At 26.1% G+C, this 13,432-nt stretch carries 13 protein-coding genes; 5 read left to right on the top strand and 8 right to left on the bottom strand.

What is annotated here, in order from left to right:
* Window positions 1–402: 402 nt before the first annotated feature.
* Complete coding sequence (locus tag ACH5BF_RS06715; protein ID WP_423273444.1) at window positions 403–819, top strand: hypothetical protein; 417 nt, start codon at window positions 403–405, stop codon at window positions 817–819.
* A 57-nt stretch (window positions 820–876) separates the two neighbouring features.
* On the opposite strand, the gene ACH5BF_RS06710 is transcribed toward ACH5BF_RS06715, so the two are convergent.
* Both ACH5BF_RS06710 and ACH5BF_RS06705 read right to left on the bottom strand, forming a co-directional pair.
* Window positions 877–1,020 carry a hypothetical protein gene (locus ACH5BF_RS06710; protein WP_423273443.1) on the bottom strand — a complete coding sequence of 48 codons (144 nt, stop codon included), beginning with the start codon at window positions 1,018–1,020 and terminating at the stop codon, window positions 877–879.
* Window positions 1,021–1,405: 385 nt separating this feature from the next.
* Window positions 1,406–3,706: a HAMP domain-containing methyl-accepting chemotaxis protein gene (locus ACH5BF_RS06705; protein ID WP_423273442.1), complete on the bottom strand. Its 2,301-nt coding sequence runs from the start codon at window positions 3,704–3,706 to the stop codon at window positions 1,406–1,408.
* 246 nt (window positions 3,707–3,952) lie between these two features.
* On the opposite strand from ACH5BF_RS06705, the gene ACH5BF_RS06700 reads away from it, so the two are divergent.
* Window positions 3,953–5,299 carry a sodium-dependent transporter gene (locus ACH5BF_RS06700; protein ID WP_423273441.1) on the top strand — a complete coding sequence of 449 codons (1,347 nt, stop codon included), beginning with the start codon at window positions 3,953–3,955 and terminating at the stop codon, window positions 5,297–5,299.
* A 56-nt stretch (window positions 5,300–5,355) separates the two neighbouring features.
* Here the strand turns inward: ACH5BF_RS06700 and ACH5BF_RS06695 are convergent, their stop codons facing one another.
* From ACH5BF_RS06695 to ACH5BF_RS06680, 4 genes are all read right to left on the bottom strand, one after another.
* Complete coding sequence (locus tag ACH5BF_RS06695) at window positions 5,356–5,826, bottom strand: DUF420 domain-containing protein (protein ID WP_423273440.1); 471 nt, start codon at window positions 5,824–5,826, stop codon at window positions 5,356–5,358.
* A gap of 1 nt (window position 5,827) precedes the next feature.
* Entirely contained in the window at window positions 5,828–6,127 is a 300-nt protein-coding gene (locus ACH5BF_RS06690) for a DUF3817 domain-containing protein (RefSeq protein ID WP_423273439.1), read from the bottom strand.
* 61 nt (window positions 6,128–6,188) lie between these two features.
* Window positions 6,189–6,365: a TadE/TadG family type IV pilus assembly protein gene (locus tag ACH5BF_RS06685; protein WP_423273438.1), complete on the bottom strand. Its 177-nt coding sequence runs from the start codon at window positions 6,363–6,365 to the stop codon at window positions 6,189–6,191.
* Between the two features lie 205 nt (window positions 6,366–6,570).
* The gene (locus tag ACH5BF_RS06680; protein ID WP_423273437.1) at window positions 6,571–8,448 is read right to left on the bottom strand and encodes an ATP-binding protein; all 1,878 of its coding nucleotides are present in this window, start codon (window positions 8,446–8,448) and stop codon (window positions 6,571–6,573) included.
* A gap of 140 nt (window positions 8,449–8,588) precedes the next feature.
* Here ACH5BF_RS06680 and ACH5BF_RS06675 point away from each other — a divergent pair, with 140 nt between their 5' ends.
* On the top strand, window positions 8,589–9,413 hold the full coding sequence (locus ACH5BF_RS06675) for a GGDEF domain-containing protein (RefSeq protein ID WP_423273436.1): 825 nt from the start codon (window positions 8,589–8,591) through the stop codon (window positions 9,411–9,413).
* Between the two features lie 14 nt (window positions 9,414–9,427).
* Here ACH5BF_RS06675 and ACH5BF_RS06670 read toward each other — a convergent pair whose 3' ends face one another.
* Together ACH5BF_RS06670 and ACH5BF_RS06665 are read right to left on the bottom strand one after the other, a co-directional pair.
* Window positions 9,428–9,976, bottom strand: coding sequence for a hypothetical protein (locus ACH5BF_RS06670; RefSeq protein ID WP_423273435.1), 549 nt, complete (start codon window positions 9,974–9,976; stop codon window positions 9,428–9,430).
* 135 nt (window positions 9,977–10,111) lie between these two features.
* Entirely contained in the window at window positions 10,112–12,091 is a 1,980-nt protein-coding gene (locus ACH5BF_RS06665) for a methyl-accepting chemotaxis protein (RefSeq protein WP_423273434.1), read from the bottom strand.
* A 279-nt stretch (window positions 12,092–12,370) separates the two neighbouring features.
* Here ACH5BF_RS06665 and hypB point away from each other — a divergent pair, with 279 nt between their 5' ends.
* On the top strand, window positions 12,371–13,144 hold the full coding sequence (hypB, locus tag ACH5BF_RS06660) for a hydrogenase nickel incorporation protein HypB (protein ID WP_423273433.1): 774 nt from the start codon (window positions 12,371–12,373) through the stop codon (window positions 13,142–13,144).
* On the top strand, window positions 13,144–13,425 hold the full coding sequence (locus ACH5BF_RS06655) for a HypC/HybG/HupF family hydrogenase formation chaperone (protein ID WP_423273432.1): 282 nt from the start codon (window positions 13,144–13,146) through the stop codon (window positions 13,423–13,425). Before hypB ends, ACH5BF_RS06655 begins: the two co-directional genes overlap by 1 nt.
* Window positions 13,426–13,432 lie beyond the last annotated feature (7 nt).

Genomic DNA, 13,432 nt, shown 5'->3' with positions numbered 1-13,432 from the left:
CTAGTTTACTAAATAGAGTAGGGCTATTTAGTAAACATCTTTCAATAATTTTCTTTATAATCTACATAAAAAATAAACTAGAACAATAAATCTATATTTTATTTAAAAACCAACAGTTTATAAAATACTTATACTATTACAAAATGTTTTCTACTTATTACTCTATTTATATTAAATAAAATGTATGAAAATATTCTATAGCTCCTAAAATTAGGCAAAATTTGAAAAAATAATTTTTTGAAAAAATCTTATAAAAATTTCTTTTAAATAGGATGAAAATTCAATACTATAAATTATATAATATGTATATATTTTAATAGTATTAAAAGTATATAGTTTAAAATATATAATAATATATAAATCTTAGTATGTTAAAATCATGAAAAAATTTTAAGGTAACTTATGATTAAAACAACACATGAAATTTCAAATGAAAACGGATATATAAAATACAACTTCTTTGAAATCCACCCTGACTTAGAAGCAATAATCGCAGAAGATTATCATACATACGGAACTGATAAATATGAAAAGCAAGAGTATTGTGAAGCTATGTATAAAAAGAATTTTTACGACAAATATGATGAGAGTTTATACAAAGAAGTTTATGATAAATATATCAACAATGAAAAGTTTAAAGAAAAAGCGATGTTTGTATATAGTGTTATAGACTATGATAAATATAAGCAGTTTGTAAAGCTTAATCCTGAGATTGAAAATCCAAATGAATTAACTATTACATATTCTATTTTAGATAGTAGTGGTGTGAAAGTTCAGATTTATAATCTAGCAATTTCAGATATTGCTTTTGTGTTTTAGTGAGTTTAAGAACTAGACTTTTAAGTCTAGTTCTTATTTTATGATAACTATTTATATTCAATTACAAAAAAAAGAGCTTTTGTTTTTTTCACAAACTTCTTTTTGAATTTTAGGATTTGTTGTTTTATTTTCTACACACTCTTTTAGAATTTCTTGTTTATATTTTTCTAACTTTTTTTTGTCTTGATATATTTTTTCCATATTTTTTAATAAATATTCTTGTCCTTCTTTTTCTAATTTTACTAATGTCTTTTTAGTAGTTATAAGACTTTGATAGTATTCAGTACTTGTATATTTATCTATAATTTTTTCTAACTCTTTTATTTCTTCTTGGACTGATGTATAGTTTTTTTCATATTCATCAAATTTTTCTAATTCAAAGTTTTTATATATTAGTTCTTGAGATTTTGTTGATTACTAGATAGTGTTGTTATTGCTAATGCAGATGATAATACTATTTTATTTATTGTTTTGAAATGCATGTTCGTAATACTTTTCCATAATTCTAACATATATTTAGTAATTTTAGATATTGCATTTGTATTTATAGATTTTAAAGACTAGACTTTTTGTCTAGTCTTTATTTTTAGAAATCTTCCCAAATTTCTTCTTCTTGTGTCTCTTTTGTTTTCTCCTTTACTATCTCTTTTTTTTTAATTGCTTCAAGGTTTTGAGTTTTATTAGAGAATTCTGTTTTTGCTTTTACTTCATTCTTCCCTATAAACTCTTTTGCATCAGCATTTTTTACAATTGTATTTGCAATTGTTGAAGTGTTTGTTGCAATTTGCTGAGTTTGACTTGCAATATTTGCATTTTTTTGTGTTTGCTCATCAAGTGAGTTTATAGCATCATTTATTTGAACTATACCAGTTTGTTGTTCATTTGCAGCATGTGATACATCATTTATAAGTTCTATAGTTTCATTTATATTTGATTTTAATAAAACATAACCTTCTTGCATATTATGAGCAATATTTTTCCCTTCATTTGCTTTTTGTGTTGCTTTTTCAACCAACTCTTTAATCTCTTTTGCTGCTTCTGCACTTCTAGAAGCTAAGTTTCGCACTTCAGCAGCAACAACTGCAAACCCTTTACCAGCTTCACCAGCAGTAGCAGCTTCAACAGCAGCATTAAGTGATAGGATATTTGTTTGGAAAGCAATTTGATCAATAACAGTAATTGCTTCATTAATAGCACTAACTTGAGTGTTTATATCTTCCATTGCTGTAGTTGTTTGAAGTGCAAGGTTCTCACCTTTATTTGCTGAACTTGTTACACTTGAAGTTAAATCATTCATTTTTGTAATTTTTTGTGTTGTAAGTGAAATATTACTAGTTATCTCTTCAAGAGCAGCAGCAGTTTGCTCAAGTGATGCAGCAGCTTCATTTGAACTAATGTTTAATGTATCAACATTTGAAAGTAGTATTTTTGAACTATTGTTTAAAGTAAGACCATTTGATTTATTTTCAACTAACATACTTGTAATAGATATACCCAAACTATTAACACCATTTGCTAATCTTTCTAAATGTTGTTTAATACCAGTTGTATCAACTTTATTTAAATAGTTATAGTTTGAGAACTGCTCTAATACATCTAGAATGTTATCAATATTATGTTCTAAAGTATCTCCCATATTATTTAGAACATCTTTTAGTTTATTTAAAGCTGGATTGTTTACATTTGTTGTAATTCTTTGATATAAGTCACCTTTTTCAAACTCACTTAATACTTCTACTGTTTCATTTATAATTGCTCTATCTTCTTCAATATTCTTTTTAGCAATTTTGATATTTTCATTAACTACCCTTGACATGATACCAATCTCAGTTTTAGTAGTGTTCTTTAGTTCTTCAACATTTGGAATTTCTCTATTTAAATATTTGAAGAAGTTTAGTAAACCTTCTTGGAATTGTGTAATTTGATTGTTAATGTCTCTTGGTATATAAACTCCAAGTATTAATATAATAGATATAACAATAAGTGAAATAATTTTAATAGCAAGTTCTAAGTTGTAGTTTGTTTCAGCTACATTTGGACCAATAGTATCTTGTTCTTTTTTTATAGAGGTTTTAAGTTCTTGTGCAATATTGGCAATATTTGGACCAATAGTGTCTAATCTTTCAATAACTTTGTTTCTCTTATCAATCACTTCAATAACATCATCTAGCCCATTTTTATAAATTTCTATTAGTGCAGTGGCTTCTTTTAATTGTTCTAATCTATTGTTATCTTGAACTTCATCTTGTAAAACTACTATTTGTTTTTTTAGTAAATTAAACTCTTTATGAGCTCTTTGATTATCAGCATGTTTATTTGAAATTAGAAATTTTGCAGCATACAATCTTGCTAAAAGTAGTGTTCTTACAGTTTTAGCAGCTTCAAGTGAAGCTGTTAGATCATTATCCTTTTGAGCACTATTCATTACTTTAGTAAGTAAAGTTTCTATTCCCTTACCATTTATATCTAAGTTTCCATAAACTATTTTATTTCTTTGTTCCATATAATCAACAACCATAAAAAAGTTTTTTCTATACTCTTCTAGATTTTTAGATAACTTTTTTACTAAAGGTTTTCTATTTGTATTTTCAATCTCTTTTATAGCATTGTTGATATGTTGTTTCGTTTTTTCATAATAAAACTCAAAATCTTCAATATCTTTTTTGTTCATGTTATGAATATAATCTTTTACATTCATTCTTACCATCAACATATTTGACTGAACATTACTAGCTAGAACTGTATCTTTAGCCATTTCCCTATAACTTGAAAAGCCTTTAGCAGCTTTATCAATACCAAATATACTATATAATCCAAGTGAAACTATAAGTATACACACAATCGTAAATGAAATAATCAGTTTTAACTTAATTGTTAAATTATTCATTTTTCTTATCTCCTCCATAAATTTTACTTATTTTACTTAATATATGATAATAGTTCTCAGTATTGAAGTTACAATTCTGGTTATATTTTTGAATATATTTTTTATTGTTATTAGTTTATTATTTAATAGTTATAAGTTTATAAAGTAAATTAATTTTGAAATTAATATGCAATAAATTACAATATAGTTACATAATAGTTTAACTTAATTTTAGATAAAATCTTTGTTTTTAAATTAAGGAGAATTATGAATTCATCAAGATTTACGAGGTTTGGATTTATTTTAGCCGCTGTTGGATCAGCAGTAGGGCTAGGAAATGTATGGAAATTTCCATATGTAACAGGAGAATATGGAGGGGGAGCCTTTGTATTAGTTTATTTAATCACTGCTTTATTTATTGGAGTATTTGTATTAATTTCAGAGTTACTTATAGGTAAGCTAGGTAGAAGTGATGCTGTTTCTATGTTTGAGAATTTAGCAGTTAGAAACAAAAAGCTTTGGAAATGGGCTGGTTTTATAGTAATTGTGCCATTAATAATTCTGTCATACTACTCTGTAGTTATTGGATGGATTTTCCATTATATTGCAATTTCATTACAAGGTCTTCCTTCAACAGTAGAACAATCAAAAGATATCTTTATGTCATTGCTTACTACTGATGTTCAAACACAATTAATGTACCACACAGTTGTATTTGTATTAGTTACTGCGATTATTTTAAGAGGTATTAAAGATGGTATTGAAAAAATAAATAAAATTTTAATGCCTTTATTAGCACTTATTTTAGCTATTTTATTTGTTTATTCAATAAATGTAGATAGTTTCTCTAAAGCGGTTCATTTTATGTTTGACCCTGACTTTTCAAAGTTAACATCTGAAGCAATTATTGTAGCTATTGGACAAGCATTCTATACTTTATCTTTAGGTATGGGTATTATTATTACATATGCTGCGTCATTACCAAAAGAAGCTAATATTGTAAAATCATCTATTTTAATTTCAGTTATTGATACATTAGTTGCTATTGTTGCTGGACTTATTATCTTTACTTTACTATTTGATAAAGGTGCAGAGTCTACAAAAGGTGCTGGATTAGTATTTATTTCATTACCATCAGTATTCTATGAATTTGGTTCAATTGGTTCAACTTTAGCATTATTATTCTTTATTGCTATTGCATTTGCAGGTATTACTTCAGCTATTTCTATGTTAGAGCCAATGGTTTCTTACTTTATGAATAGATTTAATATGTCAAGAATTAAAGCTGCTGTTATCTGTAGTGTTTTCTTCTATGTACTTGGTATTGCTGCATTGTTATCAAATATAGGAGATTATTCACCTATGTTAAAGATTGGAGAAAAAGGATTATTTGACTGGTTAGACTTTGTTTGTTCAACTATTTTAGTACCAATTGGTGGTATTTTAGTAGTAGTGTTTATAGGACACTTTATGGATAAAGAAAAAGTTGAGGGTGAATTAGTTCCATTAATGGGTACATTCTTAACTAAAGTATGGTTCTTTATGGTTAGATATATTATTCCAATTGCATTAATTGTAGTAATTTTAAATGAAACAGGATTATTTAAATTCTAAAAGATTAGATACTTTAAAAGTAAAAAGGGGCTAGATATTTTATCTAGCCCCTTTTTTTATACAAATAAAAATATATAAATACTAATTCCCATTATAGAAGTTAGTGTAAGTGAAGCAAATATAGCTTTACCTATTTTTTTATGTTTACTAGTTGAAAACTCTTTAAATCCACTTTTTTTATAAAGCTTATAAGAGCTTATATATAAATACAACCAACCTGCAACAGCAAAAATTGCTATAACAATATGCACTAATAAAAATAGAATTAAGAAGTCATATGACAAAGTACTATCTTTTGCATACTCTATAAAACCTCCCGTAAATCTAACACCTATTTCAAAAATCAAAACCATTACTAATGTAATAGCTAAAATAATTGTCTGCCATAGAAAGTGAAGTTTATATTTTTGATTTATTGCAAGTTTAATACTATATGCTAGTAAAAAAGGAAGTAGTCCAAAATAGATTGTAACTACATCCATAAATAGTAAAGCTTTTGTACCTAAAAAGCCTTGTGCCGTAAACATTTTAGTTGTCTTGAGGCTGTTTTTTTAGTGATTTTTCTATGATAATAAATCCAAATGGAATTAGTGAGTATACAAAATATTGAAAGCTCACACCTTTATCCCAATTACATTTTCTTAATGCTTCAAATAAGAAAATACAAAATAGTATAAATAGTATCCCATGACCCATTCCTACAACTTTTACAGGATAAGGGTTTTCACCAATATATTTAATTGGCATTGCTATAAATACTAAGATTAAGTATGATAAACCTTCTAAAATAGAGATTACTCTAAATCTAGAATACGCGTTTTTTAACATTTTCATCCTTTAAAATAAAAGCATAATTATATGAAAGTTTTGTTTATGAAAGGTTAATGCGTTATATGTTGAAAGAGTTATTTGGTCTTTTTTTTCTTTCTTCAAGATTCTTTTTTATTAAAATATTTATATCTTTTGATAGACATTTAGAAAAATAAATAAAAACAGCATAAGTAGCTATAAATAAAACTAGTAAGAAAAATATTGGTGTTAAGATTGCAAAAATAATATCAAGCATAAAAAATCCTTTAAAGTCTGCATATTACAATATATTTTATTATAATAAGATAATATAAATATTATTATTGAAAGATTTTTATATTTATAAAAAGTTAAAGCAGATTAGTTATAATAGTTTCAAGGAGTTTTTATGAATACAAATAAAGTAATTTTTTCTTTGTTAGTTTTATATATCTTAGCAGATATTATGCACACTTATTTTTTTAACTAAGATTGATTTTTATAAGGAACTCAACTCCTTCATTCTCTTTACTATTACAAGTTATTGTTCCATTTAGCTTACTTGTTATGATATTATAGATTATATTTAAACCAAGTCCAGTACTACCACTATCTCTATTTGTTGTAAAGAATGGTTCAAAAATCTTAGTTAAGTGTTCTTCTTTGATTCCTTTTCCATTATCCTTGTAGTTGATTAGAAGCTGGTTATTCTCTTTTTTTAGACAAATATATATTTCTCCATCATTCATATCTTTGAACCCATGCTTGATTGAATTGATTAATAAATTTGTAATAATTTGAGAAAAATATCCTGGATATGAATAAAGCTCAATATCTTCATCTGTATCAATATTTACAATTACATGATTTTTCTTGATGATATTATTTAAACTAAATAATATATCATAGATGTATTGGTCTAAAAAGAACTTTCTTTCATCTTCACTTGTTTGATCAACTGATATTTGTTTGAAACTTTTTACTAGTTGGGCTGTTCTTTCAAGATTAGAATTAACAAGTTTCGAGATTTCATCACTTACATTTAAATATTTCTCAAAATCCTCTTGAGTCATTTTCTCTTCTTTGTAAAGAAGGTTTATTTTTTTAGTCTCTTCTAATAGATGTGTTATACCAGTAAGTCCTATTCCAACAGGAGTATTTATCTCATGTGCAACACCTGCAACCAAAGAACCTAAGCTTGCTAATTTTTCTGCTTCTACAAGTTTGTCTTGAGTTTGTTTAAGATTGTTTATTGTTGTTTGAAGTTCTTCATTTGATTCTTCTAATTCTTCTGTTCTTTCATATACTTTTTGTTGAAGTTCTTCATTAAACTTTTCAATTTTTTCTTTTGCTTTATTTATTTCAGTAATATCTAAATATGTACCAATAATAAGTTTGGTATTTGTTTTTTCATCTTTAAAAAAGTTTTTATATATGATTATATCTTTTACATTATTTTTAAAGTTTTTGATTTTACAGAATTTACTTTTTGGTTTTTCTTTTTTAAGTACATCAAAATCTATTTCTCTTTGCTCTTCAATTAAGGCATTATCTTTAAATATAGTGATATTTGAACCTATAATCTCTTCTTTTGTTTTACCATAAAATTTTGCAAATGAGTTATTACAGTTTACATAAGTTAAAGTATCATCTTTAATAAAAATAGGAATATTAATACTTTCAATTAATTGATGTTGAAAATCTAATTGTTGATTGATTGTATCAATTCTGTTTTTTAAAGAGTTTCTCATTTTGTCAAAATTCTGAGCAAGTTTTGCGATCTCATCTTTTGAATTTAGATTTATTTCAAAATCAAGATTTCCAGAACTGATTTGCTCTGTGGCATGAGATAGATAGTTTATTGATTTTATAGTTTTACTAACAAAGTAATAAATAATACCTAGTAAAAGAATCAAAACCATTATAGTAGCATTTATAATAGCTTCTTTATATCTTTCAATAGTATTTTGAATTGAAGCATTAGAGTAATAAATGTTTAAAGTACCTAATTGTTCATTTGATATTTTTAAAGGAATAGAACTTTTTATAGAATTTCCATTTAATTTTATTCTTTTGTCAATAAGAATATTTACAACTTCACTAAAATCTATTAATTCAATTTTTAATATATCTTCATCTAAAGATAAGGCATTTAAGTTTGTAGTTAAGATATTTTTATTTAAATCAAAAAGTAGTTGTGCAATTGTGTCTTTATTTATTTTTTTATGATACTCAATTTTTTCAGTTAATTTATTTTCTGCTTCAACTTTTTTTATGTTAATTATATAGTTAACAAAGAGTGATATTGAGATTATTGTTGTAATTGAAATTGATAAAAAAATCTTCATAAAAATAGACATATTCAACCCTTTAAGATATTATACAATAAAGACAACTTAATAAAAGGAAAAATTTGAATAAAAAATCTCTTATTTAATTAAGGATAAAATTATTTAAAGTACACTTTTAGCTAGAAATACTATTTTAAAGGTTATATTAAATGAGTAGTGAACAAATTGAAACAATAATAAAAAATGAAAATTTGGAAGATTTAGATATTAAGACTATAAACGAATTAGCTTATAACAAAGATATTTTAAACAATTTTACAACTAAAGTAAATAAACCTTATTCAAAAATTATTTCTGTTTTAATACATAAAAAACTTGAAGAATCTCAAGCGAAAGTTACATGGACAGAGATTGTTACTCATATGAAAAGTTTGGAAAAAACTTTAAAAAGACCTGTTGGAATAAATGTTGCAAGTGTTGATTATATTGAGAATATTAAAAACAGTTCAGAAGATATGAGAATTATATTAGAGAATGAATTAGAATCTATATCAAAAATAGCAACAATAGATGATTTAACATCTCTTTATAAAAGGGAAGTTTTAGATGTTTTTATAAAAAAGATATATGAAAAAGCAAAAAGAAAAAATAGTTGTTTCTCTTTTGTAATGATAGATATTGATGATTTTAAAAATGTAAATGATACATATGGTCATCAAAAAGGTGATGAGGTATTAAATAAAATATCTACTATTATAAAAAAAAGTATTAGGCAAATGGATATAGCTTTTAGATATGGAGGAGAGGAGTTATGTGTAATCTTCCCTGATACAAAAAAACAGGATGCTGTTAATATTGCTGAAAAAATAAGAGAAAATGTTCAAAAAGAGTACCAAAATGATATGGAGATTACTATAAGTTTAGGTGTAAGTGATAATACAGACTCTTCTAAGAATGAAAAAGAAATTATAGAAATAGCAGATAAGTTTCTTTATGAAGCTAAAAATAGTGGTAAAAATATAGTAAAGTTTTAAAACTCTAAACCATATCAAAATAGTTCATTAAGAATTTCTTCTTGCTTCTCTTTTGCATAGTTAAACTTGAACTCACACTCTTTTAAATAGTAAAAGAAGTAGTCCTCATTAAAGCCTTTATACTTTTTCAAACTCTCTTCTAGGAAAAGCCAAAACTCTTTCAGTCTTGTTTTGTATGAGTTCTGAGAGTGTATTTTACGCCAATTTAAATACTCTTGAAAATGTTCATTACTCTCTTGATTTCTTTTTGGTAATTTGGGCATTAAAAGTGTGTATACTTTATCATTAAAGTGAAAACCAATAACATTTACACCTTCGTATAAAGAGGTTTTATTGGTTTGTTTTTGTTTTGTATTAAAATAATAGTACTCTTCATAGTCACTATAATCTTTAATGGTTTTATTGTATTCTTCTTCTAAAAACTTTGCAATTTTGTATCTTAACTGGTCATATCTGTTTTTTACAGTTCTGTAATTAACACTTAAAATTTTACTACATTCATTTGCATTTATATTTTCACAAAAACTTCTGATTATCTCTTTATCTTTTTGTAGTTTTTTCAAGGAGTATTTTTTATTACAGTTTTTACATTTTATGTAGTTTGAGTCAATATGATAAAAAGTGCTATTTTTACAGTTTTTACATTTCATAAAAACATTTTAGCACTTTTTATCAAAGTTATTGTTTATAAATTAGGTTTAGAAACTAGTCCATTCATCTTCATCATCAGATGTAGTGTCTTTAAACTCTTTTGGACAAGATTTTATTTCATTTGAAGGAGTAGTTTTTGATGAAGTTTTTACTTCATATTTTTTACTCTCTTGTGTTTCATTTGAAGTTAACTCTTTAGCTTGAACTTTATCTTTACCAATAAACTCTTTAGCATTTGCATTTTCTACTACAAGCTTAGCAATATTATCAGTTTGAACTGCTACATTATAAGTTTGATTAGCAATCATTGCATTTTCTTGAGTTTGTCTATCTAGTGCATTTACAGCATCATTGATTTGTTCAATTCCAGATAGCTGTTCTTTACTTGAAGCTTCAACATTTTTAATTAAATCAATAGTTTTGTTAATATCTTCATTTAACTCTTTATATCCAGAGATCATTTCATCAGAAATCTTTTTACCTTCATCAGCTTTAATTGTTGCAGTTTCAACTAACTCTTTAATCTCCTTAGCAGCCTCAGCAGATCTTGCAGCTAAGTTTCTAACTTCTTGCGCAACAACGGCAAAACCTTTACCAGCTTCACCAGCAGTAGCAGCTTCAACAGCAGCATTAAGTGATAGGATATTTGTTTGGAAGGCAATTTGATCAATAACTGTAATAGCTTCATTAATTGCATTAACTTCATTGTCAATTTCTGTCATTGCTTCAGTAGTTTTGTTAGCTAAAGCTTGACCTTGTGATACTGATGTAGTTACACTTGAAGCTAGTTGAGACATTTCAACAACATTTTGTGTGTTGTTTGAGATGTTACTTGATATTTCTTCAATAGCAGCAGCTGTTTGTTCAAGTGATGCAGCAGCTTCATTTGAGTTTTTATTTAATGTATCTACATTTCTTAATAAGATGTTACTACTATTACCTAATGTTAATCCATTAGATTTATTTTCAACTAACATATCATTAATAATATCAGCAAGATTGTTTAATCCAACCGTTACACCACTATTACAACCTTTAATTCTGTGAGTGAAATCTAATGCTGCATATCTTTCCAGTGCATATGAAATATCATTGATATTAGTACAAACTCTTAGTTGTAAGCTATAAAGCATTTCATTTATTTGTTCTCTTAGGTTTTCTAAACTTGCAGTTTTAGTTTCATTGTCTAATCTTTTATTTAAGAAACCATCTTTAATTACATGAACAATATCATTTATTTCATCTAAGAATTTATTATCTGAATCAATAGTATCTTTTGCTTGTTGGATATTTTCATTTACAACTTTAGCCATATCACCAAATTCATCTTTTGAAGAATCATCTAATAACTCTACATGGTCACTTTGTTTATTTACATATTTAAAGAAACTAAGAAGTCCATCTTGGAAGTTTTTAATTGAGCTTAGTAATTGATTTGATAATAAAATACTAAATGTTAAGAATAAAAGAATTGATAACACAGCAATTAAGATTAAAACAATATTCATTGTTTCTTGAGCATCAACTTTTGCTTCTATAGCATTTTCATTAATATTATTTAACTCTTTTTCAAGTTTTAAACCAGTTTGTACCATCTCTTTTATGATATTTAAAACTTTTGGACTATCCTCTTTAATCCCTTTGTTAAAATCATTGATTTTTTCTGGTGCAAATTTGTTAAAGTTACTAATATACTCTTCTGATAAAGAAAGAATATCGTTTGCAAGTTTTAGATTCTCCGAGCTATCAAGTAATGGCTTTAAGTTTTTTACTTGAGTATCAAGAGATTTAAAATCTTCTACAACTTTATTAGCTGTTTGCTCGTTAGGAGCTCTTAAGAATTGGTATACAGAAATCCTACCTTTTAACACTTTCTGTATAAATACATCTGTTTCCACAGCAACATGAGTTCTTTTTTCAGATACACTATTGAAATAACTGAAAACAAAACCTGAAATAACAACTATCCCTATAAATGTAATAGGTAATAGTAATAGTTTTACTTTTGTACTAATGTTTTTTAGCATAGTACCTCCCTTAAAATATTGAAAGCCAAAATAAAATTTTACTTAAATTAGATGAAAAATAAATAAAAAAATACCAACACATGTTATTTATAGTGTTATATTTGTGAATTTGATATGAGAATTACTTATAATAATCATAAAATTATATTATTTAACTCTTTTTGTATTCCTAAAAATACATAAGTGATAGATAAAATTAGATTAGATTTATTTTTTTTGAGATAAACTACTAAAAATGAATAACTATTCACAATAAAATAGATTATAAAAGGAATAAATATGTGTACAGATTGCGGATGTTCAATAACAGACCACCATCATCATGATCATGAACACTCACATGGAGATAGTCAAACTCACCAAGCTGCTCATGAAACTTTACATCATAACCCTCAGTTAAATGATACAAAAACAATTTCAGTTATCAAAAAAATCTTAGATAAAAATGACCACGAAGCAGCTCACAATAGAGCTCACTTTGATAAACAAGGTGTTTTAGGTATTAATCTTATGTCAAGTCCTGGTAGTGGAAAGACTACTTTACTTGAGCATTTAGCTGATATGGTTGATTTTAAATACGGTGTTGTTGAGGGTGACCTTGAGACAAATAGAGATGCGGATAGATTAAAAGCAAAAGGTATTAAAGCAACTCAAATTCAAACAGGAAGTGCATGTCACTTAGATGCGTTTATGGTTCATAAAGGTTTACATGATATGCCTTTAGATGATTTAGATGTATGTTTTGTAGAAAATGTAGGAAACCTTGTATGTCCAGCTTCTTATGATGTGGGAACTCACTTAAATATTGTTCTTGTATCAGTGCCTGAGGGTGAAGATAAGATTGCTAAATATCCAGTAATGTTTAGGTGCGCAGATTTAATACTTATTACAAAGACTGACCTTTTACCTCACTTCCAATATGATGTGGAAAAAGAAAAAGCGGAAGCTAGAAAGTTAAAACCAAATGTAGATATTTTAGAAGTAAATATTAATGATAAAGAATCACTTCAAAGAGTAGTTGATTGGATTGAATTTAAAAGGAAGATGAGATAATGTGTTTATCAATTCCTTCAAAGATTAAAAGTATAGATGAAGAAATGAACACTTGTGTAGTTGATACTATGGGAGTTGAAAGAAGTGCTTCTTTAGATTTAATCGACCAGCCTGTAAAAGTTGGTGATTATGTGTTGTTGCATATTGGGTTTGCTATGAATAAAATAGATGAAGAAGACGCTTTAGAGTCTCTGAAAGTCTATCAAGAGATAATAGATAAAATGGATGAAAATGATAGGCTCGCAGCAATAGAAGAGTCAGAAAACTGTCCTAATAAATAAGTAGAGA

It is taken from the genome of Arcobacter pernae (genome assembly GCF_049472135.1).
In the GTDB taxonomy this organism is placed as follows: domain Bacteria; phylum Campylobacterota; class Campylobacteria; order Campylobacterales; family Arcobacteraceae; genus Arcobacter_B.
The sequence above is the reverse complement of the archived record's forward strand: the minus strand, read 5'-3'. Positions and strand labels throughout refer to the sequence as shown.